Origin of the sequence: Psychrobacter sp. 2Y5, assembly GCF_051847375.1 — a bacterium.
Classification (GTDB): domain Bacteria; phylum Pseudomonadota; class Gammaproteobacteria; order Pseudomonadales; family Moraxellaceae; genus Psychrobacter.
Genome location: NZ_JBPYDA010000002.1, coordinates 167,217 through 192,171 on the forward strand (window position 1 = coordinate 167,217; position 24,955 = coordinate 192,171).

The following is a 24,955-nucleotide window of genomic DNA, read 5'->3' on the forward strand; positions in this document are numbered from 1 at the left end:
TTTTTATGACAATGCCCGATGCAAGCGAGTAATTATGAACGATAAGTCCTTATCTAATTCCACCTCCCAGCTAGCTACCTTAATCCAAATGGGTAAAGAGCAAGGCTATCTCACCTATGCTGAGGTGAATGATCAACTTCCAGACTCTATTACCGAAAGCGATCAGATCGAAGATATCGTACAAATGCTGACGGACGTCGGGATCAAAATCTTTGAATCTGCCCCTGATGCTGATGATATCTTGATGAGTGATGATTCAAGCGATGATGATATGGCAGCGGATGAAGCAGCAGCTGTACTTGCTTCTGTGGAGACAGAACCTGGACGCACCACCGACCCTGTACGTATGTATATGCGTGAGATGGGCACCGTCGATCTACTGACTCGTGAAGGCGAGATTGCTATCGCTAAACGTATCGAAGAAGGGATCCGCGATGTGCAACATGCGATGGCCTACTGGCCAGGCACGGTACAGTTCGTGCTTGATGAATATCAAAAGGTTCAAGAGGGTGAGAAAAAACTCTCTGATGTGATCACCGGCTTTTTAGATCCTGAGACCGAAGAAGATCGCCTGGCAGCAAAAGAAGAAAAAGATCGCGTTAAGGAAGAAAAAGAAAAAGCCCGCGAAGAGAAAGAAAAAGCGCCTGTCATCAAAGCCAAAGATAAGAGCAAACTCGATGACGACGAAGACGAAGATGAAGACGACGTCGAGGAAGAAGAAGCAGAAGAGGAAGAAAGCGGCGGTATCGACCCAGAAGCCGTCCGCCTACGTGTTGAGGAGATCGAAGGTTTATTTATCACTGCCAAAAAAGCCTTGATCGAATATGGCCGAGGTAGCGAGCAAGCAAAAGCAGCTTATGCCTTACTTGCTGAACGCTTTATGATGCTCAAGCTGAACAATCGCATGTCTGATCAAGTCATGGCGATTATGCACGATGTCTATGATGATGTGCGTAAGCAAGAGCGTCAGATCATGCGTCTGGTCATTCGCCGTGGACGTATGCCGCGTAGCGAGTTCCGTAAGACCTTCCCAAGTAATGAGACCAACGTCGACTGGCTTACAGAGCGCCTCAAAGGTAAGCCTGCCTTTGCTGAGACTTTAGAGAAAGTCACTGACGATGTGATTCTTTTACAGCGTAAAATCCGTGATTATGAGCAGCAGCTCGATATGGAAATTCACGACATGAAAGATGTTGCACGCCGTATGGCGGTTGGTGAAGCCAAAGCACGCCGCGCCAAAAAAGAGATGGTAGAGGCTAACTTACGCCTAGTCATCTCGATCGCCAAAAAGTACACTAACCGTGGTCTACAGTTCTTGGATCTCATTCAAGAAGGTAACATTGGCCTGATGAAAGCGGTCGATAAGTTTGAATATCGCCGCGGTTATAAGTTCTCGACCTATGCCACTTGGTGGATCCGTCAGGCGATTACCCGCTCAATCGCCGACCAAGCGCGCACCATTCGTATCCCGGTGCATATGATTGAGACGATCAACAAAATCAACCGCGTCTCGCGTCAGCTCTTGCAAGAAATGGGCCGCGAGCCCACGCCTGAGGAATTAGGCGAACGTCTCGAGATGGACGAAGTTAAAGTCCGTAAAGTACTGAAAATCGCCAAAGAGCCGATCTCTATGGAGACACCTATCGGTGACGATGAAGACTCGCATTTAGGTGACTTTATCGAAGATGGTACTATCTCAAGCCCTGTTGATGACGCAACCTCAGCGGGTTTACGTGAAGCCACTCGTGATGTACTAGGTAACTTGACCGAGCGTGAAGCACGCGTGCTCAAAATGCGTTTCGGTATCGATATGCCGACCGATCACACTCTAGAGGAAGTCGGTAAGCAGTTTGACGTTACTCGTGAGCGTATTCGTCAGATCGAAGCCAAAGCGCTACGTAAGCTGCGCCACCCTTCTCGCTCTGAGCACCTACGTTCATTCCTTGAAAATGACTAACATAGGTTCTTGAAAAAGCGCTGTTGAAGCCTTATAAAGAAGGCAAGACAGTAGCAAGCAAAAGTAAAAAAGCTGAGCGAGTCTCAGCTTTTTTGTGTGCAGCTAAAAGATATTAATCTTCAAAAACAATAAGGGTTTCATTATGAGTAACGATCCAAAAAACAATCCTGACAATCAGCAAGCCAACAAAAGAGACGTCAAAGTCACCGAATTAGTGGCCAATGACGGCATCTTAAAAGGTAAAAAAACGGACATTCAAAACCCAGAGCTGTGGGAATTTCCCATGAACTATCCGATGAGTGTGATCGGTCATGAGGGCGAGCATGAGACTCTACTTAATGAGCTTAAACTTATTTTAGGCAGTCAGTTCCCTGATTTTGATTTAGCTTCTATCGAAGTCAAACCTTCAAAGACGAATCGCTTTCATTCAGCGCGGGTCAATTTGTATCTGACTAGCGTTGAGCAAGTTAATGAGCTTTACGCGGCGCTCGATAACGCCCAAACGGTACGTATAGTGGTATAAAAAGCAAGTCTCTTGCGAGCTGCTGCCAAAACGAGTTACCGAGCTATCTAAGCTAAGCCGTTATTTGGTGAGTCATACCTCTTTGTATATCGAAAAGCACATCGAAAATCGTCACTGTTTAGGTGACGATTTTTTATGGCATTGACTGGGCTTATCGGGTACAATCTCTGCCGCTATTTTGCTCTTCGCACTGCTGTTATCTGTGTCAGAGATATCAAATTAGCAAAAATAACAAGCAAGCTATTTTTTATAAAAAATTTTATTAATCTTTACATATCTTCTAAGCCTTATACCATCGCTCTTTGCTTAAATTCAGCGCCTCAACAACATAAATTCAATCTAAAATCAATATAGCATTTTCAAAATATTCCCGCTATATTGTGTCTACTTACTAACAAATACGCTATATGTAGTGCTCAGAGGTTTTGTACCTTACTAGAGCCTTCGGTATTCTTTTGCCTAAAAAAAGCACGGAAGCTTTCTGGTTATAGCTTGCTTAATAAAAGAAGTCGATAACACTATAGGCCAGTTTTTGACTGGGTAACACGACTAACAATTGATAATTTATGAGGGCGGTATGACACATATTGATAATATCCAAGTAACCAAACGCGACGGACGCCTAGAGCCAATAGATTTGGACAAAATCCATAAGGTGATCGAATGGGCCGCTCACGATTTAAATAATGTGTCAGTCTCACAAGTAGAGCTCAAATCGCACATTCAGTTCTATGAAGGCATCAAAACCCGTGATATCCACGAGACTATCATCAAGTCAGCCGCTGATTTGATCTCAGAAGAGACGCCCGACTATCAGTATCTAGCCGCGCGCCTCGCAATCTTCCACCTACGTAAGATCGCTTATAACCAGTTCGAGCCGCCGCATCTATTCGACCATGTCACCACCTTAACCGAAGCAGGCAAGTACGACGAACATATCCTAAAAGATTACAGCCGCGCGGAATTTGATGAGTTAGAAGCCTACCTCGATCACTGGCGCGATATGAATCTTGCTTATGCTGCCGTTGAGCAAATGGCAGGTAAATATCTCGTGCAAGACCGCGTCTCTAAAACTGTCTACGAGAGCCCGCAGTTCCTTTATATGCTCGTTGGCATGTGTCTATTTGCCAATTACGATAAAGCTGAGCGCATGAGCTATGTCAAACGATTCTACGATGCGACCTCACAATTTAAAATCTCACTGCCGACGCCGATCATGTCGGGCGTACGTACACCATCGCGCCAGTTTAGCTCGTGCGTACTCATTGAGTGCGGTGATAGCCTTGACTCTATTAACGCTACCACTAGCGCTATCGTCCGTTATGTGTCGCAGCGCGCCGGCATTGGTATTAATGCCGGTCGTATCCGTGCCCTTGGTAGCCCAATCCGTGGCGGCGAAGCTCAGCATACCGGTTGTATCCCTTTTTATAAGCTATTCCAAACCGCAGTAAAATGCTGCTCACAAGGCGGGGTACGCGGCGGCGCGGCCACCCTCTTCTATCCGCTATGGCATTTAGAAGTTGAGTCGCTACTAGTGCTAAAAAACAATCGCGGCGTCGAGGACAACCGAGTACGTCACATGGATTACGGCGTACAGATTAATAAAACCTTGTACACGCGCTTGATTAAAGGCCAAGACATCACCCTATTCTCGCCTGATGACACCCCTGGTCTCTATGATGCCTTTTTTGAAGATCAAGACAAATTTGAAGAGCTATATACCAAGTACGAAGGTGACGAGTCCGTACGTCAGCGCCAAATACCAGCGGCGGATCTATTTAGTCTCATGATGCAAGAGCGCGCTAGCACTGGCCGTATCTACATCCAAAACGTCGACCATTGCAACACCCATAGCCCGTTTGATGCCAGCATCGCGCCGATTCGTCAGTCTAATCTATGTATGGAAATCGCGCTACCGACGAAACCGCTTGATAACATCAATGACGAAACCGGCGAAATCGCGCTTTGTACGCTATCGGCGGTTAATCTAGGTAAAGTCGAGAGCGTCAGCGATATCGAAGAGCCAGCTGAGCTGATCGTGCGCGCCCTCGATGCTCTCCTCGACTATCAAGACTATCCAGTCAAAGCCGCTGAAAATGGCAGTATGCGCCGCCGTACCCTTGGCGTTGGCGTCATCAACTACGCTTATTATCTTGCGAAGAATGGCGTGCGCTATTCAGATGATTCAGCACTAGGCCTGACCCATCAAACCTTTGAAGCACTGCAGTACTATTTACTCAAAGCGTCAAACAAACTCGCTAAAGAGCAAGGCGCGTGCCCAGCCTTTAACGAGACCACTTACTCGCAAGGTATCTTGCCGATTGATACTTATAAGAAAGACTTGGATAACATCTGCCAAGAGCCATTGCATCTCGATTGGGAAACGCTTCGTGGCGAGATTACTGAGCATGGTCTACGTAACTCTACCCTCACCGCGCTGATGCCGTCTGAGACTTCAAGCCAAATCGCTAACGCCACTAACGGTATCGAGCCCCCACGTGGTCTGGTCTCTATCAAGGCCTCAAAAGACGGCATCCTTAAGCAAGTGGTACCAGATATTGAGAAATTGCGTGGTCAATACGAGCTTCTGTGGCAAATGCCAAATAACGATGGCTACCTCAAGCTTATCGCTATCATGCAAAAATTCGTCGATCAAAGTATCTCGGCCAATACTAACTACGATCCGGTTCGTTATGAAGGCGGCCGTGTACCAATGAAAATCTTGCTCAAAGACTTGCTCAACGCATATAAGCTAGGCGTGAAGACGCTGTATTATCACAACACGCGTGATGGTGCCAATGATGCGCAAGCGGATATGGAAGATGATTGTGCTGGCGGGGCTTGTAAGATTTAGATTTACTTGAATTGCGGGCTTGGCTTTTGGAGTTAAGTCCGTTATCTATAACTAACATATAGTTGGAAAGTTTTAAAATTTGTTTGATATGACAAGTATCAAGCAATAAAAATGGCAAAGACGATTTCTCATCTTTGCCATTGGAGATATTAAATATTGGCGTATCTAATATCAGGGAGTTAAGACTATCGACTTCCACAAGTGGTAAGAAAACAGAATAACTTTCCATTGTAAGGCAGCTATTCTAATTCAAAACTTATCTCTTGTCCAAGACAAACCGTGAAGTGATGGTCACAAATATTTCAACTCAGGAGTAATGAGTATGGAGATTTATTGTGATACCGATAGTGATTCTGGCGTAAGCGCGTTTGAAGTCGGTACCGACTTTATAATTGTACGTTTTACGAAAGGTGGTACGTATCTGTATAACTATTTCACAACTGGCTCTCACCATGTCAATAATATGGTAAGACTGGCTAGAATGGGAAATGGGCTTAACAGATACATAAACTTAAACGCTAAACATACTTATGCTAGAAAAATAGCATAGGTATTTGGTATGACCTTAATGGTTTAGTGTTAGGGTGCTTCGACACCTTAGCACTATTAAGTATAAGTTGCTAAGAGGGATAAGAATTTGAATATTTCAGTTAGTAAAAAACATTTTTTGAGAATTACTACTTGGGATGATATTTATAAAATGAGTGGATATACTGACTCATTAGATCCTAAGAAGGAAAAATTAAAGCAAGTTATTAATAAATATGAACTTCCAAACAAGGGTAGATGCGGTTTATCAAATTGTCGCACACCTCACAATATTGGATGTATTGTTGAAACTGAATCTGGTAGGTTGACTAATTTAGGAAATGACTGTGGCAAGAAGTATTTTGGAGAAAACTTTACGTCTTTGAGTAACAAACTTAGCAAAGAGATTGATTACTCAAACAAAATCGAGAATATAAAATTAGCTAAATTGAATATTGCTGAAAATTATAGAAAATTAAATGCAATAGAAGCTGATTGGAAGAATATTGAAAGCGTTTATAGAGCTATAAAATCTGAAGGTCTTGATAGGCTATACGACCAGTTAGAACAAATGGAACATAGTAAGAGCTCTATTATTGCAATACAGCGTAGAGCTACAAAATCTGAGATTGAGATTGAAGAGGTTAGAACAGGAAAAGATGTTCAAGACCCTTTCTATATTTCTGATAACTTAGGTGACTTGAAAGGTCTAAACTATCTTACTGATAGAATCAAAATTAAGACCATCATTCTAAACAACAAAACAACTCTTGATCGTTTAAATGATTTTGACGAGGACAAGACAACTCTCAAAGAACTTAGCAAAATGATCAAAGAGAATGAAAAATTAAACGATAGTGTTCGTGAAGCTCATAGTATTATTACGGATGGCTTTAAGTTATTTAGTGCAGATAATATGAGACAATTTACGCCTTTGATAAGTAGCAAAAAGCATAGAAAATTAAAAAGGTTTTTAAATCATTGTTTTGAAAGCTAATAAGCCTAGGTCAAGCGAATCTTTCTTAGTTATAGGGTTAGCCTAGGACACCAATGATATGGAAATTGTGTTTAGAAGTTCGCGAGGTGCACCCTATAAACTATGCCCAAACGGAAGGAAGAGTCATTAAGAAAAAAGAAAGACGTCTTAACACGATCGTTTAGCCCCGACTGTAGCGGTATCCTGCCAACGACGATGGCGATGCAGTCTGTGGCTGGACGTAGTATCGAGGCAACAGGAATGCGGCCAGACACGATAGACTGCACGCCAGCGGCTAGGCAGATACAAGCGGAAGGCGGGATTGGCTACTTAAATAGTTAAGTTTAATAGATTAACAAATAAGACCTAATTTTCGTGCTAAAATTAGCCCTATATTTAGGACACAATATTAGTGGAGAATGAATCATGCAACCGATATTTGCGACACAGACAGCTAGCATCTCAGAGCTCAAGACCAACCCTTCGGCACTGATTAAACAGTCGGATGGTGAATCCGTTGCTATTTTAAATCACAATAAACCCGTGGCATATTTAGTGTCAACCGATATGTATGAGCGTATGATGGAAGCCATGGACGATATGGCACTTAGCCAAACCGTTAGCGCACGAACGAATGATGGGCAAGTACCTATAAAGGTTACATTGGATGACTTATAGTCTTGAGTTTCATCCTCTCGCATTAAAAGAATGGAAAAAGCTCGCGCCCAGTATTCAGCAGCAGTTTAAGAAGAAGCTGCAGCAGCGCTTATCAAACCCTCGTGTTCCTGCGTCAAAACTTTCAGGACATACAGATGCCTATAAAATCAAACTACGCACCATAGGCTATCGTCTGGTGTATATCGTCAAAGATGATGTAGTGGTCGTTTATGTGCTAGCCGTAGGTAAAAGAGAAAATAATAAAGTATACGACAGTCTTGCGACACGAAAACCATAATTGGAACATACAGACAAAACAAAAACGGAGGTCATAGACGTGCACTATACCGCAATTATCAAAGACGGTGGTTTGTTTATCCCTAACGTATTTTCAGAGATTAATGATGGTAGCTCGCACATTGTGCAAATAGAAGTGGACATCGAAGCCGCACGCGAGCAATTAGACCCAAGCGTTGCCTTAAACCAAGAAGGCATAAAAAAAGAAGTGACGAAAGCACCAAAGAAACCAGCAAAGCGTGTCACTAAGAAAACAGCGGCAAAACAGCCTCAAGACGAAGGATTAAGCCCACAGCGTAAAAGCGCTATCGATGAATTGGAAGCCTTAGATGATGGTGAGCTCAGCGAGATGCTCAAAGCTTATGTCAACGAAGGGCAGATATCTTTGGAGAACTTGTAGGGTATGCAATCTATATCAAACTCAAATAGCTATAGGAAGTTGCTATAATTAAACGATATTGAACAACCTTCTATAAAGGCGCAGACGATGACTGATGTAGATAATAAGAAGCAAAACGTATCACAATCAGCGCAGGATTTGGGGAATTGTGAAAAGCTGAGCGATGTAGAATTAATTGCAATAATAGAAGCTCGTATAGATGACGAGCAACTACCAGTACGAGTAACTTTAGACGATTTATAATTGTATAACGAACACTTTTATTTTTGCTGGGCTAAAGCCTCAGCCTACACCAACTAACAACCGTATAACCTATAAAGGCAGTTTCATGACTTATTCAATCTTTAATCAAACCGCAAATGATGCGATGAAAGAACCGATGTTTTTTGGTCAGCCGGTTAACGTCGCCCGCTATGACCAACAAAAGCACCCTATCTTTGAGCAATTGATTGAAAAGCAGCTGTCGTTTTTTTGGCGTCCTGAAGAAGTCGATGTCTCAAAAGACCGTATCGATTATAGCAATCTGTCCTCGCATGAGCAGCATATCTTTATCAGTAATCTCAAATATCAGACTCTGCTTGACTCGATTCAAGGTCGTAGCCCTAACATCGTACTGCTGCCACTGGTGTCGATACCGGAGCTTGAGACGTGGATTGAGACCTGGTCCTTCTCTGAGACCATTCACTCGCGCAGTTATACCCATATCATTCGTAATATCGTCAATGATCCGGGCGTGGTGTTCGACGATATTATGCAGAACGAGCATATCTTAGAGCGCGCCTCCGACATCGCAGGCTACTATGATGAGCTGTATCGCAACTCGCAGCTTTATAGCTTATACGGTGCCGGCACGCATAACGTCAATGGCAAAGAGATCAGCGTTGATTTACGCTCATTAAAGAAGCAATTATATCTGTGCATTATGGCGGTCAACGTGCTCGAGGCGATTCGTTTTTATGTGTCGTTCGCTTGCTCCTTTGCCTTTGCTGAACGTAAGCTGATGGAAGGCAATGCCAAAATTATTAAATTAATTGCTCGTGATGAGGCGCTACATCTGACCGGTACGCAGCACATGCTCAATCTTATGCGTAATGGTAAAGATGATCCAGAGATGGTGGAGATTGCCGCTGAGTGCCATGAGCAAGGCATTGAGATCTTCCGGAAGGCTGCTGAGCAAGAAAAAGAATGGGCGGGATATTTGTTCAAAGATGGCTCAATGATCGGACTCAATAAAGATATCCTTTGCCAGTACATTGAGTACATCACTAACTTGCGTATGGAAGCGGTCGGTCTACCCTCCGCCTTTCCAAATTCGAAGTCCAACCCGATTCCTTGGATCAATACTTGGCTGTCGTCTGACAACGTGCAAGTGGCACCGCAAGAGACTGAGATCAGCTCATATCTGGTCGGTCAGATTGATTCCGACTTATCGGATAGCGACTTCGATGACTTTGAATTATAAGATTGTGAGTTATAAGATTTTGAGCTATAAAGAGTTTTGATTTAGGTTTTATACTCGCAGCCAAGTTTAGGCTTTATTATGAACTAATGACGCATTATTTATAATGCTAGGTGAATAATGCTAAATGAATAATGTTAGGTGAATTATGACATGGGTAATGACCAGTAAGCAGCAGTTCTATTTACATGATGACGAGAGTCTCTTGGATGGGCTTTTGCGTACTGGCCATGAGGTTAATTTTCAATGCCGTGAGGGCTATTGTGGTAGCTGCCGCGTACGTCGTATCGCCAGCTCGCATGTGGTCGATTACCCCTTCCCGCCACTGGCAATGATTGAGGACAATGAGATATTGCCCTGCTGCTGCCGCGTACAAGGGGTTATCTATATCGATCATGAAACGATAAAGGACTAAGAATCTATTTTAGCTGGTAACCGTCCCTTTATTTCTTGCCTGTTTTATTTACTTCCTGTAAAAATACTCATAATCAGCATGGCCTGCAAACAATCCAGTAAATCGAAAAACGCCCTATCTCATCAGACAGGGCGTTTTTTATGGACGTCTATTAGTATTACTTAGATAATTAATCTTGCTTAAACAGGAGTGCTTAGGCAACTTAAACCATTATTGAGGGGCGCCTTCGTTTTCGAATAGCTTCATCAGCTCCTCGCGCATACGGTCACGCTCCTCCTCAGTCATCATCGGACGCTCCTGTGACTCACTGTGATAATTCTCTTCAGGGCCACCTTCCATAATGACAGGACGCTGTACCACTTCTTGTGTAGGCCGTTCTGCTAGAGTCACATCGATACTAGCGTTTTTGCCATTACGTAAAATTTGCGTATTTAGTATCGTATTAGGCGGTTTACGCGCGACATACTGAATTAGCGTATTGGCATCAGTCATCTCAACGCCATCGATAGTCAAAATAATATCACCAGTCTCTAAACCACTGAGCGCGGCAGGCCCTTGCGGTACGACGTTGAGCACTTCGACGCCTGTTGAGGTCTCAAGCTGAGTCGGATCGCGCAGCTGCGACTGAATCTCAATACCGAGCCAACCTCGGCTGACGCGGCCATCTTTGATCAGCGCGTTCATCACTTGCTCAACCAGCGCGGTTGGAATAGCAAAGCCGATACCCATCGAGCCGCCTGATCGCGAAAAGATAACGGTGTTAATACCGACCAGCTCACCGTGTGCATCAACAAGTGCCCCACCTGAGTTACCTGGGTTAATAGCGGCGTCCGTTTGGATGAAGTCCTCAAACTTATTGACACCAAGTCCTGTACGACCAGTGGCTGAGATAATGCCTTGCGTCACCGTTTGACCAACGCCAAAGGGATTACCAATCGCTAGCGCAAGATCACCGACGCGAATAGGCTCTTCACGAAACCCTAATGGTGTCAGCCCGGTCATATCGACGCGAATCACTGCTAGATCGCTATCTGGATCGGTACCGATGACTTTAGCACGGCTCTTACGACCATCGCTAAAGGCAACGGTAATCTCATCGGCTTTTTCGACCACGTGCGCATTAGTGACAATATAACCATCTTCAGAGACGATAACGCCCGAGCCTAAGTTAGTAGGTCCTGGGCCTTGTTGCTGGTCACCATGGTTTTCAAAGAATCGGCGCAATACTGGATCATCAATATAAGGATGCTCTGCCATCGCTTGCGTGGTATAGATATTGACCACCGACTGCGAAGCACGCGCCACGGCATTATGATAAGAGGAGATTGGCGCTGGCGTATCAGCGACTGGCGCTGAGGCTTCTTGTTCAGTAGGTGTCGTTCTTGGTGGCTCCCACGTTGCCTTCGAGGGCGTCTTCATACTCATAAATAGCCAAACAAACGCTGCAATTACTATTAATAATAAAGCCCAAGGTAACCACTTCAAAAGCGATACCTGGCTGTTAGGCTTTGGGGAAGACGACATAGAGAACCTCTGTAAATGTTATGCTAATGAATAAAACGCTGATAAATATTATAGTTTAGATAGGGCTACGATAAGCTTTTTTAAAGGCAAAAGCTAAATGAAAGAGACTATATGCAATAGCTACGCTCACCAATTATAGCTTCGCTTATTATACAGTAGTGAGGCATCGTGTAGCCTTTCAGTTATTATGCTCAAAGGTAATTTTATGAGAGTCTAAACTGATTAGTAGCACTCAATACAATGACTCTCGGTCTAACGGTACCAGCTATAGTGAATGCTAAATAAAAAGAGTACAGCTTTTACGGCGTGCTACTGGTATAAATTTTATAGTGGATGGACTATATCCGCTTCAAATAAGCATAATGAATTGACTTAATAGCGATATGTTAAACTAGACTCCATTTAAGTGCTTCATTTCAGCTGCAACGCAAAACCTTTTTACTACTTATTTATTTGTCCTACTTATCTAGGAAATGAAAGCCGTCAAACAATGAAAGTCATAATTAAAACAGCCAGGAGAACTTATGAACCAAAAGCATAATTTAGAATCTACTAGCCCGAATGCTAGTAACACCAGCAAGAGCGAAGTACCATCGATAAGCGCACAGGTCTTGGCCAAATTCTGTGATGATTATCTAGACGCCAATGCGTTTAAAGACTACTGCCCCAATGGTCTACAAGTCGATGGCGGGCGTCCTATTCAGCGTATTATCACTGGCGTAACCGCTTGTGAAGCTCTTATAGATGCGGCCATCGAAGCTGACGCTGATGCCATTATGGTGCATCATGGCTATTTTTGGAAAGGCGAGCCTGAGCCTATCACAGGCATGAAAGGCAAGCGTATTCGTAAACTGATGCAGCATGGCATCTCACTGATCGCTTATCATCTACCGCTTGACGCGCATCCGGTCGTAGGCAATAACGCCAAGCTTGCCGAAAGTCTAGGACTGACCATCACTGGTGCGCTCTACCCTCATGAGACCCATCCCGTTGGTAATATAGCAACTGGTAAGCCGCAAAGTGCAGCAGATTTGGTTGAGACGATTACCCAGACTCTAAAGCGTAAACCTTTGCACATTGCAAGTGACTTTTCGCTCGCTTGCGGCAACACTGATCAGTCACTTGCCCCAAACATAAGAAACAATAAAACCAGTGCTACCCCTTCAGCAAAAACAACGCCCAAGTATATTGAGCGTATCGCCATATGTACTGGGGGCGCGCAAGATATGATTGAACAAGCTGCTCTTATGAATTGCGACGCTTATATTTCAGGAGAAATATCTGAGCGTACCACGCACAGTGCTCGCGAATTGGGCATTGATTACTTTGCTTGTGGTCATCATGCGACCGAACGCAGCGGTATACAAGCGCTAGGAGAATTAGTTGCGAAACAGTTTGATTTGCCTGTGACTTTTGTCGATATTGTCAACCCTGCATGACCGTTAAGTTTTATTACTGCTTTGTTAACGTAGCTTGAATAATTGCTATATATTCCTCATAAAGTATAATTGTAAGAGAATGTTTTGCCATGAGACTTTCCATTAATAAAGCCTCCGGTTATGACCTTGATTGAGTACCGTTTAGTTTTTAGTTGTGATGATTTTCATAGTTATCTGGGTGTTCACTTCAATGTTGCATGAGATGTTAGTCCTTTCAAGGCATCCTACTTCGGTAGATCATTGTCATCGAAAGGCTAGCATTAGCGCTGGATAAGAGCTTATGAGTGGCAGTCGTAATACTATTAACGGCTCGCTATTTGTAGAAGGAAGTACTGTTAAAGGTTTGTTTACTATCTTACCTTTGATCAGGTCTATTGCTTCTGCTTTTATGCAATAACTTTTTCATGGCCTTACCTTAGTACCTTATAGTCCTAACGTCTAGTGAAGAAACTATACCTAGTTACTCTCTTCATTAATCCTATTGCGTCCTTAAGCTTATGGATGTTAGAGGCTATCGATAGTGCTGCTCTAACCAGCAGGTTTGACAAGCTCGTTCAGTCGACTATCTTATAGAGGTGCCAAGTGACACTTTGCTTATTAGACTACTATAATTAAGCTATTGCCTTAGCGATGAGTTTAAAAGTGTTGAAGACCTAAATTTATACGAAGACGAAGGTTTGAGTATATATTTCAGTCTAAGGGTAAGTAGGATGGCTACAATTAGGAGACATCCATGCAGCGTATTACTTATCGTGTAAAAGTATCCGCGCAAGGTGCTAGACGTCGTATTTCATATATATTACGTCCAGCTAGCCGTACACTTAGCACCAAAAGTAAGATCGTTCCATCGGCTAAAGTAACTCGTTTTGCCAAATCCAAAAAAATCGCTCAAGTATCTAGTATTGCGTTATTGTCTTTACCCGCTAGAAGCCTTACTACTATGGAGGTGCCAGTACCGACCTATGATCAGGTCATGCTAGATAAAACTTTAACCATAGCCGCTGTACCTGGGGATAGCACCTACTTTGCTACTGATGGTTTTCAGCATGGTTTTGGTTATGATCTGGTCCGCAGTTATGCTGACGAGCTTGGCGTCACTGTCGATCTAAAAGCTTATGCGACAGAAGAGACGGCGCTTGCGGCATTAAAGAATGGTGAGGCCGATATGGCCTTGACTACCGCTAGTACTCAGCTAACCAATCAGCTTAATCTTGCTTCAGTGAATCTAAGCTGTGGTTATGATACTAGCTTGACTAATAACGGTCTAAATCCAAAGGTAAGCTGGACGTTCAACGATGCTAGTGATTTGTTATCACAAACGGCTAGTAGTTATCTGTGTGATAATATCAAGATCAATAACACACAGAAACTCGCCGCTTTTTATAACCAAAAACTGCTCAAAGACGCTTATAGTCAAAATCACTTCCAGCAGACCTTGACGGAGAAGCTACCTGATTATCAGACTCAGTTCGAGCAGCAAGCACAGAACTATAATCATGACTGGGAGCTACTAGTAGCGATGGGCTATCAAGAGTCACATCTAGATGCTAACGCCGTCTCCCCCACTGGAGTACGCGGTATCATGATGCTGACCAATAGCACCGCAAAAGCTATGGGCGTCTCTGATCGCGTCGATCCGTATCAAAGCATTGGCGGCGGCGCTCGCTACTTAGAGCAAGTAAAAGCTGACTTTGCTGATGTACCAGAATCAGATCGGATCTGGTTTGCGCTTGCCGGCTACAATATGGGGCCTAATGCAGTCAAACGTATTCAGCGTAAGCTGCGTGAGCAAGGTATCGATGATAAAAGCTGGGCAAACGTATATGCCTACTTATCAGATAACAGAGCTTCCAACAGCCGTTACGGTCAAGCCATGCATTATGTCAGTAATATCAGAAGTTATCTTGAAACGATCAAGACCTATAGCGTGTAATAGATAGGATGCTTAATTTATAAAGCTTACTTTATAAAAAGTATTTAGCAATAAAAAGCTGCTCTTATTATTAAGAGCAGCTTTTTTTATTCTATATTAATGAGCTCATTAATATAGAACCAACTTGAGGCACGACTAGTGATTAGGTACGGTTAGACGCTGACCACGTTGTAGCATCGTATCAGGGGCGATATTATTCATATCAGCCAGCTCTTTGGTAGAGACGCCATATTTACGCGCCAGTCCAATCAAACTATCACCAGAACCCACGGTGTAGCTAACAGTCATCTTTGGCACTTTAATCGTCTGCCCGCGCTGCAGTTGCGCGTTTGTGGCTAAGTTATTGGTAGCAGCGAGATCGGCAACTGGTACCCCAAAGCGTGCTGCCAAAGCTATCAAGCCATCGCCTGATTGTACTTTGTAGTTCTCAGTATTATTCAGACTTTTACCCGTACTGGCCTTACTAGTCGATGAAACGCTACTAGCAGCGCTTGTCGTAGTATTAGAGCGACTGCCCGCAGCTGGAATCGTCAAACTGCGCCCTAATATAAGGTTTGAGGTGGTGCTTAAATTATTGGCGGCGGCCAAATCACTAACGCCAATTTTATAGCGGTTGGCTACGCCAATTAAGGTATCACCCGAGCGAATCTTATAGCTAATAGGTTTATCATTGAGCTTATTATCCACTTGTGATGCTGTTACTGGTACTTTAATAGTTTGACCGCGTTGCAATCGAGCTCTTTCATCAAAGCTACTGTTAACGGCTGCTACTTGCGCCGCACTAACACCCAAACTATTAGCAATACCTATGAGCGTCTCCCCAGATTTTACCTTATAATTACTGGTTGCCACCGAGCTGCTAGCACTAGCGGTACTACTACTTGGCGCTGTCGTATCCGCGTCTGCCGGTATCTTTAACGTTTGACCCACATATAGCGAATCTGTACTGCCTAGACCATTGAGATCAGCTAAAGCTTGAGTTGAGATACCAAACTGCTTAGCAAGTGCTATAAGCCCGTCGCCTGATTTAACTCTATAGCTCTTGGTCTCGGTAGTCGATTTTGCCCGGTTACGTGAAGGAGCAGCAGGAGTAACAGCAGGCGCGGTTACTTTACCTGGTACTAACCAAAGCTTTTGACCCCGCAGCAAATCAGCGCGGCTACTTAGATTATTATAAGTCGCTAACTGAGTGACTGATAAGCCAAAGCGATTCGCTGTACCTATCAGTGTATCGCCGCCTTGCACCACATAACTTTCAGGTTGAGCTGGCGTATTAACACTGCTTAAAGGCTCGATAGGTTTGGCATTATATAAGTATAGAGTACTGCCAGAGAGTAAGTTAGCCTTAGAGTCTATTTGATTCCACTCGGCAATATCACGCCAGCTCACCCCTGCACGGCTTGCAATATTAGACAAGGTATCACCACGTTTTACGGTATAAGTGCTACGTTTGCCTTGTGGCTTTGCTTTACTGTTAGCGCTGGTTGCAAAACTAAGCCGTTTCTCTTTACCACTAGCCTCTAACACAGATTGCTGAGTCTGTACGGCAGACAGTTTAATATTACCATCAACCGCGCTGACCACCTCACGCTGATCTGGGGTTTGTAATTGAATCTGCTTGGCAATAAAGTCGCGCTCTTCTTGGCTAAGCGGCGGCTCTTGCACGATAGTATTGTTACTTGTTATCTGCGCTGAAGTCGTCGGTAAGCTGTTGCTGCTTTTTAGCTCGGCGTTGATTTTTTGGGTTTCACTGCTAGTGATTGGCGGCTCAGTTCTGGTATTGCTAGTACTGCTGTATACTGAGCTACTCGAAGGCGTAGCAGCCGGCGAGATATAACTGGTCGTTTGCTGCGGTACGCTGGCGCTAGCAGCATATTCAGCCAGTCCGCCTCCCGTTGAAGGCAGTGATCCGCTGCTATAAGGCTTGCTGTTATAAATAGTCGATCCTGAGGTACTTGGCGTAGCAGCGGTACTTGAAGCTATGACATTACTACTGCCATTACCTCGTAGTGCACTTAGTTTTGCGTCGATATTGACATCGACATCGTTAGGGATAATGACTCGCTGTGGGCCTGAGCCATCAATACGGCCAGAAGTAAGTGCGGTGTTTAATCTTTCAAGCTCATCGTAGCTGACACCAGTGATTTGTGAGACTTCAGCCAAACTGACGCCATAGTTGGCAGGAACACTGCGAAAATGCTGACGATTAGCGATGGCAGGCAGATAAACCCCAAACTGTGATGGATTTGCGACGATTTCAGCGACTGCTAAGAACCGCGGCACATAGTTCATCGTCTCAGTCGGTAATCTTAGTGACCAATAATCTGTTGGTAATCCCTGTGCAGCATTGGCATCAATGGCTTTTTGTACGCGTCCAGGACCTGCGTTATAAGCCGCCAAAGCTAGCTCCCAACTACCGAACTGATTATGCAGCGCGGTCAAAAAGTCATAAGCAGCCCGCGTCGATTCGATAACATCACGGCGACCGTCATAAGTACTGCTTTGGTTCAGGCCATAGATACGGCCCGTACTTGGGATAAACTGCCATAAGCCTGCGGCGGCGGCACTACTAGTACCACTAGGATCATACGAGCTCTCGATAACTGGCAACAATGCCAACTCGGTAGGAATGTTGCGACGCTCCGCCTCGCGCACCGTATGATATAAATAGCGACTGGCGCGCGCGGTCAAACGGTTTAAGTAGTCTTGTCTACTCGTAAACCAGCCTTTCTGCCCTTCAATGCGTTGATTATAGATAGGGCGTCCAGCATTCATGCGATAACCGGCGCGCAGACGGTTCCACAAATCACCGTACTGTTGAATAGCAAGTTTATTACCCTCAACCATAGTCATGTCGCTGGCTTCTAATAGATCTGCCAGCTCATCTAAGCTTTCGGCATCCAAATAAGCCGTTGAATAATCATCGCTAGCTGTTGTTTTCGACGCCACAGTTGGCCGTTTAACAACGACAGGGGTTTGGTTTTTAGCGCCCGTGTTTTTTACTGCTGAGGTGTTACTACAGGCACTAATAAGTAGAGCTGACACGGCAAGAGTCAAGGGCAATGCGATGAACGAACGGGAGTTTGACGGCACAATAGACATGATAATGGCGGCTTCCTAGCAACAAGAATAGATAAAATTGAGAATAGATAAAATTGAGAATAGATAAAAAAAGCTGACTTAAGATGAATCCTCAAGACTTAGATAAGAGTAAGCTCTAATAAAGCATAGTATAGCTTTTAACAAAGTTAGCTTTTAGCAGATAGTATAGTACGCAACATAAGACAAAAACCATAACTATCGCACAGATAATTGCTGGCTAAGCGTATAACTGTCATGTGTCTTTTCGCTTACTTCGATAAGTTTAAAGTGGCGTTTTATACCTTAGTAACCGTATCGAAAGCTTTAGCAAATGATTCAATAAATCATATCAATTCATTAGTTATCATTCACGACTTATCGTTCAGCAGTTACAGCTTATTCGTCATGACTAATTAGTTACGACTTATTAATTAATAGTCACTTGTGATACTGCTCTTAATAGTACAGCATTGCCCGTTGATAAGGTTAACGTCACCCTTGAGGTAGTCACGAATGAGACATTATTGCCATCCTTAACCCAGCTCTCCGTAGTGTTGACATTGGCTTTGGCTTGGTCTCCGGTAATGACAATATTATCGATATTAATGTCGTAGCGGTAGTTAGAGGTCTGGTTCCAACTGTTTTGTAATAATTTTAGATATGCATCTTTATCAAGGCTGGTTGATTTACCTTTTCTGGATAAAGAGATAAGCGCATCGTCAGACACCAAACGCGACACTTGGCTAATATTTTTGTTATTAGCCGCAGTCTTCATAGAGCTGGCATAGTTTTGTACTAAGCTTTGACTCATCGTAGCGGCTTGTGCACTAATAGCGACCATACTAGCTAGAGCCGTAATGGTAGTAACACTTGCACTCTTAATCAATAAAGCCAGTAGACCCTTACTGCTTAATCGTTTCATCTTCATCCTCAGCGGTTATCTTGAAAGTTTTAGCCTATCACTAATTTCTCACAGTCATGTAACACCCTGTGTGATAATTGCATGTCTAAAGCGCTAGCCTATCTTGCCTATCACCCCTATTTGAATCACTAGGGCTTAGATTTGTCAGTACTTTTGTCAGTATTATGATACTCACCCGCTCCAGAATAATTCTCATGCTCGTCGTCACTGAGCTTCATTCCTAAACGTTCAACGCGGCGATCCATCATTTGCCGAGCTAATGCTTGCATATCCTCGACTCGGTCGATCTCATCGACAATCTCAAGGCCTAATAAGGTCTCAAACACATCTTCTAAAGTCACTAGTCCCTTGACTTCACCGTACTCACCGACGGTAATAGCAATATGAATTCGATTTTTTAGCATCAGCTCCAGTAAGTCAAACAATTTCATCTTGGAGAAAACAAAGGTTATTTCTCGTTGAAACTGAGTTAAAGGCTTATGGGTAGCATGATTAACTTTTGCTAATAATATATCTGTTTTTAGCACAAAACCGGTAATATTATCCAAGTCGCCATCATAAATAGGCAGCCGTGAAAAAGTCAGTTTGGGCCGATCCGCTAGCAGCTCAGTAACGGTTTTGTTTTGTTCAAAAGCTAGCATCACTGAGCGCGGAGTCATAATATCTTCGACTTTTATGGCGCCAAATGCTAGAAGATTACGAATAATACGAGATTCTAGCGGGTCAATCTGACCGGCTTCCTCACCTATGCTTGCAAGTGCGGCAAACTCACGGCGACTAAAGACATCGCTCTCTTTGCTTCTTACCAGCAGTTTAGTGAGGCGCTCTGATACCCATATCAGCGGATATAAAAGCACAATAATACCGCGAACAAAATAAGCAACCATACCACTGAGCTGACGCCAATAAACCGTTCCTAGCGTTTTGGGAATAATCTCAGATAAGAATAAAATAGCCAACGTCATAAATGCTGAGAACACGCCAAACCAAGCGCTACCAAAAACGATTGTCGCTTGCGCGCCGGCGCCGATAGACCCAACCGTATGCGCTACCGTATTCAAAGTTAAGATAGCCGCAAGCGACTGATCAATATTATCGACTTTAAGTCGTTTAAGCATCAAAGCTTTGTTAGGGTTCGTCTCTTGTACATCAGCGATATAAGAAGGAGTCATAGTCAGTAGTGCTGACTCTGCAAGGGAGCAGACAAACGAGATACCAATCGCTAGCAATACAAATAGCACTAGTAGTAGCACACTGCTCGTAGTCGCTTGTGCTGCGACGTCTACCGCTGCAGCTGAGCTCGCTGCTAGTACAGAAGTCGGCAGCAAAAGCAATAAACTACTAAATAATATAGCAGTACAAACCGATAGCAACCATTTATAACAGCTTGAATTTTTTATAGGGGGAGGCTCCGCTGAAGCTTGTTGACGACAAGCGCGCGAACGATATAAACGAGAAGTAACCAAAGAGGTAAGCAGCAAGTCGGGTAACCTAAATAATGATTTAAGAAAGGGTAAAGCGAAAAAATAAAGCGCCGCTATAAAGCCAACACTTTTATAAGCATTCGATATTATCATTGATACTCGGGTTTCACAATATTTTGTCTTCACGCGATCGCGATAGAGCTACGGACGATACAGCCTTGAATTTAGCAGACCTGGCAGCATTTTTATCGGTATACTGACACTTGTAGCCGTATTTATTGAGCTGAGTAATTTATTAAGTTGGGTAACTTAGTTTTTATACTGTATTTATATTATATTTCTAGTATGCGGTTTATAATTATACGAACCCTAACCTACTTTGCGCTGTTTATGTCTAGTCTCAATTTAGGTCTAAAACTAGCATTTAGAAGCACTTATCTGCGCTGATACTCACTGTTCTAGTCGCTTTCACAAGCGCTACGCCCGTTATCAGTCTAAGAAAAATACGCTCATGCTATGATTAACAGTTACTAAGTCTCAGATTTTTTGTTACTATGCGTCTAATTTTATTATTGTACATCACTTATTGAGAGAAATTATGAGCTTTTTTATCCAGTCAGCCCATGCCGCTGAAGCAGCTGGTAGCGCCGTCGGTGGTGCGTCACTATTTGGTCAGTTATTATTGCCCGTCGCTTTTTTTGCCATCTTTTATTTTTTGGTTATTCGTCCGCAGTCTAAGCGTACCAAAGAGCATCGCGCTATGGTCAGCTCGCTAACGGTAGGCAGCGAAGTTATATTCGCCGGTGGCTTGATGGGCCGCATCAAGCAAATCGAAGGCGACTACGCCGTTGTGAGTTTAAACAATAACACCGATGTAAAAGTGCAGCGTGCATCTGTGATCTCAGTACTTCCTGCAGGCACTATTGAGAGCGTTTAAGTCTCAGCTCGGTGCTGCTTGATAATATAAGCTAGATTATAGTTCTTGATAGATTATAATCGGTTTTTGTAGTCACTTATATTGTAATGACCGTTCACTGATTACGGTCATTTTTGGCTATTAGCTACCCTGTTATCTACACACTTATGGTCTGCATCACCAGTCTTTTATCAATATAAAGAAGTCATTATGCAATATCCCGCATGGAAATACCTAGTTATCATTGTCGTGCTTATCGTGGCAGGTCTTTACGCGGCTCCTAACCTTTATCCTGATGAGCCTGCGGTGCAGATTACAAGTGCTGCGGCAGGTACTCAGCTGTCTGAGGGAGTGTTAACCGAGTCTGAACGTCTGCTTAACGAAGCCAATATCGACTTTCACGATGGTAGCTTTGAGGGCAACAGCGCCTTAGTACGCTTAGATACTCCAGATGCGCAGCTAAAAGCTCAGGAAGTCTTACGCCAAAACTTGGGCGATGATTACGTCGTCGCGCTGAACTTAGCACAAACGACGCCGCAATGGTTACGCGATATTGGTGCTAAGCCTATGAAGCTTGGTTTGGATCTTCGCGGCGGGGTACGCTTCGTGCTAGAAGTGGATATGGATAAGGCACTAGAGCAGCGTCTTAGCAGCGCCAGCCGTGATGTGCGCCGAGATTTGCGTGCTGAACGAGTCGCAGTAACCGGTATCAAGACCGAAGGTCAAAGCATCGTTCTACACTTCTCTGACACCGAAGCCCGCGGGCGCGCACAGAATATTTTACAAGCGTCCATGGGTAATGACTTTACGCTACAGTCGACTATCGACGATCAGGGTCCTGCGCTGGTTATGTCCTATAACGATGCGATGGTCGATGAGATTAACAGTTATGCCGTCAATCAAAACTTAACGACTTTGCGTAACCGGATTGCTGAGCTTGGGGTAGCGGAGGCATTAGTACAGTCGCAAGGCGCTAGCCGCATCGTAGTGGAGTTACCGGGCGTACAAGATACAGCTGAAGCCAAACGGGTACTCGGTCGTACCGCAAACCTTGAGTTTCGCATGGTCGCTAAAGATGCCGAAAATTATACCGGCGGCATTCCTCCTGCTGGCACTGAAGCCTTCCCTTTTCAATCGCTAGATGGCCCACCAGTACTCTTAGAGCGTCAAGCTATTGTCACCGGTGACAAAGTCACTAATGCGCAGACAGGCGTCGATGAGAGCGGCACGCCTGAGGTAAACATTACCTTAGATAGTGCTGGCGGTAGACTCATGCAAAACGCCACTCGCACCTCAGTTGGCGAGCAAATGGCGGTGCTGTTTATTGAAAATAAACAGCGCATCACTTATGAAGAAGATCCGGCGACTGGGGAGACGACTGAAGTTCGTACACCATACGCTGAAACTAAAGTGATTAATCGTGCCAATATTCAAGCGGTACTTGGCTCGTCGTTCCGTATTACAGGCTTAGATAGTAGCGCTGAAGCTGCTGAGCTTGCTCTACTGCTACGCTCAGGTGCTCTAGCTGCGCCGATGTATTTTGTAGAAGAGCGTACTATTGGCCCCTCACTCGGTCAAGAAAATATCGATAAAGGTCTGTTCTCAACGCAAGTTGGCTATCTATTAGTATTCGTCTTTATGATTATTTTCTATCGTTTGTTCGGTATAATTGCTAACGTCGCTTTGGCTATTAACGTAATTATCATTATCTCTATTATGTCAATATTAGGCTCGTCGCTGACCCTACCCGGTATTGCGGGTATCGTCTTGACTATCGGTATGGCGGTCGATGCCAACGTACTGATATTTGAACGTATACGCGAGGAATTAGCAAATGGAGTAAGGCCAAAAACCGCTATCGTGGCTGGCTTTGATCGTGCTTTTAGTAGTATTTTTGATGCCAACATTACCACGCTGTTGGTGGCTTTTATCTTATTCGCTATCGGTACCGGTCCGATCAAAGGCTTTGCTATTACTTTAGCGATTGGTATTGTCAGCTCACTGTTCACCGCTATTTTGGTGACGCGAGCGCTAGTACAAATCGCTTACGGTAAGCGCAAATCTATTAAACGTTTGAGCATCGGTTAGGAGACTACTATGGCGATCGATCAGAATAATCCGAACAATAAAGACAACCTGCCAACCTCAAATAGCTCAGGCAATCAGTCAGGTAGCAGTGGCTCAGATAACAATCAAAAAGGCAACAAGCGTCGCCGCCGTAATAAGCCGCGCCGTGATGGTAAAGGTAGCAATACTCAAACCAATACCTTAAATAAAACGTCCAAAGGGAGTAAGCGTGACAGCGCTAAAGACTCACAAGCACTAGAGCCTGCCAATGCTTTAGATCCTAGTCGATTTGAAGGCGATGCCGCTGACGACGCTGCAGCACTAGCTGAAGGCGGCATAAAAGCCATTGGCAATCAGCGCATTATTCCTTTTATGAAGTTAGAAAAGCCTATGGGCTTACTCTCTATCTTTATGGTTATCGCTAGTATTATTGCCATTGCCGTTAATGGCTTGAACCTAGGACTTGATTTCACCGGCGGGGTCTCAGCTGATGTCAGCTACGAGCAATCCGTCGAGCAGGTAGCTGTGGTTGAGGCTTTGGCCGATAACGGTTTCGATGACGCTGTCGTTCAGTACTTAGGTACTAACAAAGAGCTGCTAGTACGGTTGCCGCCGCAATCTGATAATATCGATGGTCTCAATACTAGCCTAGACACCGCATTGGACTTACCTAATAATCCGGCTAGCATTAGTAATGTCAATATTATCGGTAGCCAAGTGGGTAATGAAGTCTATCTCAACTCAGTCATGGCGCTGGCCTTAGCTTTAGTCAGTATGCTAGGTTACGTCGCGCTACGCTTTCAGTTTAAGCTATCATTAGGCGCAGTATTATCGTTATTTCATGATGCTATTGTTACTATCGGGGTCTTTGCGCTCTTTGGTTTCCCATTTGATCTGACAGTGTTGGCAGCGGTACTCGCGCTGATCGGTTACTCACTGAATGATACTATCGTTGTTTATGACCGTATCCGGGAGAATTTCCGCCGGGTTCGCGGTATCACTCCGCGTCAGACTATCGACTTGTCATTAACAGAGACCTTGCGCCGTACGATCATGACCATCTCAACAGTGTTACTAGTGGTGCTGGCTATGATGTTCTTAGGCGGTGATGGCTTATACTGGTTCTCAGTGGCGTTATTTATCGGTCTGCTTGCTGGTACTTATTCTTCTACTTATATCGCCAGCTCTATTCCACTAGCCATGGGTCTGTCGCGCGATGATTTTGTGGTAAAAGTAAAACCTGAATTTGAAGAAGAAATCGTCAGCTTCAATGATCCAAAAATGTTTGAATAACTTTTGTATAATGAATCCTTAATCAAAATTTTACAGCTACGACAGCGTGCTACTGGTATAAATTTTATTTGCGTGCTGTGTTCCTAGAGGCTGCACAACATTCATCCCAGTAGCACTGTATTTTTTATAGTGGATTGACTCTTGCCATTTTTTTTAGCTGCTAATGATCAACAATAATTAGCAGCTAGACGGTTTTTATAAAAGCACCTGACTCATTACTGATGAGTGTTGGGTGCTTTTATTTTTGTATGGTTCTTGATTACTCAAAAAATAAAACATCTAAAAAGTAG

General features: G+C 44.0%; 20 protein-coding genes. 16 read left to right on the forward strand and 4 right to left on the reverse strand.

What is annotated here, in order from left to right; translation table 11 throughout:
• The first annotated feature begins 34 nt into the window (after positions 1-34).
• The 11 genes from rpoD to yfaE all read left to right on the forward strand — a co-directional run bounded on the left by rpoD (position 35) and on the right by yfaE (position 10,066).
• Positions 35-1,957, forward strand: coding sequence for an RNA polymerase sigma factor RpoD (rpoD, locus tag ACS8E3_RS02610; RefSeq protein WP_439240936.1), 1,923 nt, complete (start codon positions 35-37; stop codon positions 1,955-1,957).
• Positions 1,958-2,099: 142 nt separating this feature from the next.
• Positions 2,100-2,480: a YbeD family protein gene (locus ACS8E3_RS02615; protein ID WP_439240938.1), complete on the forward strand. Its 381-nt coding sequence runs from the start codon at positions 2,100-2,102 to the stop codon at positions 2,478-2,480.
• Between the two features lie 577 nt (positions 2,481-3,057).
• The gene (gene nrdA / locus ACS8E3_RS02620; RefSeq protein WP_439240940.1) at positions 3,058-5,334 is read left to right on the forward strand and encodes a class 1a ribonucleoside-diphosphate reductase subunit alpha; all 2,277 of its coding nucleotides are present in this window, start codon (positions 3,058-3,060) and stop codon (positions 5,332-5,334) included.
• Positions 5,335-5,971: 637 nt separating this feature from the next.
• A complete protein-coding gene (locus ACS8E3_RS02625; protein ID WP_439240942.1) occupies positions 5,972-6,859 on the forward strand; it encodes a hypothetical protein in 888 nt (295 codons plus the stop codon).
• A gap of 102 nt (positions 6,860-6,961) precedes the next feature.
• On the forward strand, positions 6,962-7,180 hold the full coding sequence (locus tag ACS8E3_RS02630; RefSeq protein WP_439240944.1) for a hypothetical protein: 219 nt from the start codon (positions 6,962-6,964) through the stop codon (positions 7,178-7,180).
• Positions 7,181-7,264: 84 nt separating this feature from the next.
• Positions 7,265-7,516, forward strand: coding sequence for a type II toxin-antitoxin system Phd/YefM family antitoxin (locus ACS8E3_RS02635; protein WP_439240946.1), 252 nt, complete (start codon positions 7,265-7,267; stop codon positions 7,514-7,516).
• Positions 7,506-7,793 (forward strand): type II toxin-antitoxin system RelE family toxin, encoded by a 288-nt coding sequence (locus ACS8E3_RS02640; RefSeq protein WP_439240948.1) that lies wholly within the window; start codon positions 7,506-7,508, stop codon positions 7,791-7,793. The genes ACS8E3_RS02635 and ACS8E3_RS02640 overlap by 11 nt, the downstream gene beginning before the upstream one ends.
• 39 nt (positions 7,794-7,832) lie before the next feature.
• Positions 7,833-8,192, forward strand: a complete 360-nt coding sequence (locus ACS8E3_RS02645; protein WP_439240950.1) for a hypothetical protein — start codon at positions 7,833-7,835, stop codon at positions 8,190-8,192.
• 87 nt (positions 8,193-8,279) lie between these two features.
• Positions 8,280-8,435: a hypothetical protein gene (locus ACS8E3_RS02650; protein WP_439240952.1), complete on the forward strand. Its 156-nt coding sequence runs from the start codon at positions 8,280-8,282 to the stop codon at positions 8,433-8,435.
• 85 nt (positions 8,436-8,520) lie between these two features.
• On the forward strand, positions 8,521-9,654 hold the full coding sequence (gene nrdB, locus ACS8E3_RS02655) for a class Ia ribonucleoside-diphosphate reductase subunit beta (RefSeq protein ID WP_439240954.1): 1,134 nt from the start codon (positions 8,521-8,523) through the stop codon (positions 9,652-9,654).
• Positions 9,655-9,799: 145 nt separating this feature from the next.
• Complete coding sequence (yfaE, locus tag ACS8E3_RS02660; protein ID WP_439240956.1) at positions 9,800-10,066, forward strand: class I ribonucleotide reductase maintenance protein YfaE; 267 nt, start codon at positions 9,800-9,802, stop codon at positions 10,064-10,066.
• Positions 10,067-10,276: 210 nt separating this feature from the next.
• Here yfaE and ACS8E3_RS02665 read toward each other — a convergent pair whose 3' ends face one another.
• Positions 10,277-11,590 carry a S1C family serine protease gene (locus tag ACS8E3_RS02665; protein ID WP_439240958.1) on the reverse strand — a complete coding sequence of 438 codons (1,314 nt, stop codon included), beginning with the start codon at positions 11,588-11,590 and terminating at the stop codon, positions 10,277-10,279.
• Positions 11,591-12,114: 524 nt separating this feature from the next.
• On the opposite strand from ACS8E3_RS02665, the gene ACS8E3_RS02670 reads away from it, so the two are divergent.
• Positions 12,115-13,029 carry a Nif3-like dinuclear metal center hexameric protein gene (locus ACS8E3_RS02670; RefSeq protein WP_439240960.1) on the forward strand — a complete coding sequence of 305 codons (915 nt, stop codon included), beginning with the start codon at positions 12,115-12,117 and terminating at the stop codon, positions 13,027-13,029.
• Between the two features lie 733 nt (positions 13,030-13,762).
• Positions 13,763-14,962, forward strand: a complete 1,200-nt coding sequence (locus tag ACS8E3_RS02675) for an MltF family protein (protein WP_439240962.1) — start codon at positions 13,763-13,765, stop codon at positions 14,960-14,962.
• Positions 14,963-15,097: 135 nt separating this feature from the next.
• Here ACS8E3_RS02675 and ACS8E3_RS02680 read toward each other — a convergent pair whose 3' ends face one another.
• The 3 genes from ACS8E3_RS02680 to ACS8E3_RS02690 all read right to left on the reverse strand — a co-directional run bounded on the left by ACS8E3_RS02680 (position 15,098) and on the right by ACS8E3_RS02690 (position 20,290).
• Positions 15,098-18,064: a LysM peptidoglycan-binding domain-containing protein gene (locus tag ACS8E3_RS02680; RefSeq protein ID WP_439240964.1), complete on the reverse strand. Its 2,967-nt coding sequence runs from the start codon at positions 18,062-18,064 to the stop codon at positions 15,098-15,100.
• Positions 18,065-18,470: 406 nt separating this feature from the next.
• Complete coding sequence (locus tag ACS8E3_RS02685) at positions 18,471-18,965, reverse strand: nuclear transport factor 2 family protein (RefSeq protein WP_439240966.1); 495 nt, start codon at positions 18,963-18,965, stop codon at positions 18,471-18,473.
• A 128-nt stretch (positions 18,966-19,093) separates the two neighbouring features.
• Complete coding sequence (locus ACS8E3_RS02690; protein ID WP_439241335.1) at positions 19,094-20,290, reverse strand: CNNM domain-containing protein; 1,197 nt, start codon at positions 20,288-20,290, stop codon at positions 19,094-19,096.
• A gap of 697 nt (positions 20,291-20,987) precedes the next feature.
• Here ACS8E3_RS02690 and yajC point away from each other — a divergent pair.
• The 3 genes from yajC to secF all read left to right on the forward strand — a co-directional run bounded on the left by yajC (position 20,988) and on the right by secF (position 24,665).
• Entirely contained in the window at positions 20,988-21,326 is a 339-nt protein-coding gene (yajC, locus tag ACS8E3_RS02695) for a preprotein translocase subunit YajC (RefSeq protein ID WP_439240968.1), read from the forward strand.
• 189 nt (positions 21,327-21,515) lie between these two features.
• Complete coding sequence (gene secD / locus ACS8E3_RS02700) at positions 21,516-23,393, forward strand: protein translocase subunit SecD (RefSeq protein ID WP_439240970.1); 1,878 nt, start codon at positions 21,516-21,518, stop codon at positions 23,391-23,393.
• A gap of 9 nt (positions 23,394-23,402) precedes the next feature.
• Positions 23,403-24,665: a protein translocase subunit SecF gene (secF, locus tag ACS8E3_RS02705; RefSeq protein ID WP_439240972.1), complete on the forward strand. Its 1,263-nt coding sequence runs from the start codon at positions 23,403-23,405 to the stop codon at positions 24,663-24,665.
• The last annotated feature ends 290 nt before the right edge of the window (positions 24,666-24,955 follow it).

Coding starts and splice junctions, on each gene's coding strand:
- rpoD (WP_439240936.1), top strand. CDS start 35: ATGAACGATAAGTCCTTATCTAATTCCACCTCCCAGCTAGCTACCTTA.
- ACS8E3_RS02615 (WP_439240938.1), top strand. CDS start 2,100: ATGAGTAACGATCCAAAAAACAATCCTGACAATCAGCAAGCCAACAAA.
- nrdA (WP_439240940.1), top strand. CDS start 3,058: ATGACACATATTGATAATATCCAAGTAACCAAACGCGACGGACGCCTA.
- ACS8E3_RS02630 (WP_439240944.1), top strand. CDS start 6,962: ATGCCCAAACGGAAGGAAGAGTCATTAAGAAAAAAGAAAGACGTCTTA.
- ACS8E3_RS02635 (WP_439240946.1), top strand. CDS start 7,265: ATGCAACCGATATTTGCGACACAGACAGCTAGCATCTCAGAGCTCAAG.
- ACS8E3_RS02640 (WP_439240948.1), top strand. CDS start 7,506: ATGACTTATAGTCTTGAGTTTCATCCTCTCGCATTAAAAGAATGGAAA.
- ACS8E3_RS02650 (WP_439240952.1), top strand. CDS start 8,280: ATGACTGATGTAGATAATAAGAAGCAAAACGTATCACAATCAGCGCAG.
- nrdB (WP_439240954.1), top strand. CDS start 8,521: ATGACTTATTCAATCTTTAATCAAACCGCAAATGATGCGATGAAAGAA.
- yfaE (WP_439240956.1), top strand. CDS start 9,800: ATGACATGGGTAATGACCAGTAAGCAGCAGTTCTATTTACATGATGAC.
- ACS8E3_RS02665 (WP_439240958.1), bottom strand. CDS start 11,590: ATGTCGTCTTCCCCAAAGCCTAACAGCCAGGTATCGCTTTTGAAGTGG.
- ACS8E3_RS02670 (WP_439240960.1), top strand. CDS start 12,115: ATGAACCAAAAGCATAATTTAGAATCTACTAGCCCGAATGCTAGTAAC.
- ACS8E3_RS02675 (WP_439240962.1), top strand. CDS start 13,763: ATGCAGCGTATTACTTATCGTGTAAAAGTATCCGCGCAAGGTGCTAGA.
- ACS8E3_RS02680 (WP_439240964.1), bottom strand. CDS start 18,064: ATGTCTATTGTGCCGTCAAACTCCCGTTCGTTCATCGCATTGCCCTTG.
- ACS8E3_RS02685 (WP_439240966.1), bottom strand. CDS start 18,965: ATGAAACGATTAAGCAGTAAGGGTCTACTGGCTTTATTGATTAAGAGT.
- yajC (WP_439240968.1), top strand. CDS start 20,988: ATGAGCTTTTTTATCCAGTCAGCCCATGCCGCTGAAGCAGCTGGTAGC.
- secD (WP_439240970.1), top strand. CDS start 21,516: ATGCAATATCCCGCATGGAAATACCTAGTTATCATTGTCGTGCTTATC.
- secF (WP_439240972.1), top strand. CDS start 23,403: ATGGCGATCGATCAGAATAATCCGAACAATAAAGACAACCTGCCAACC.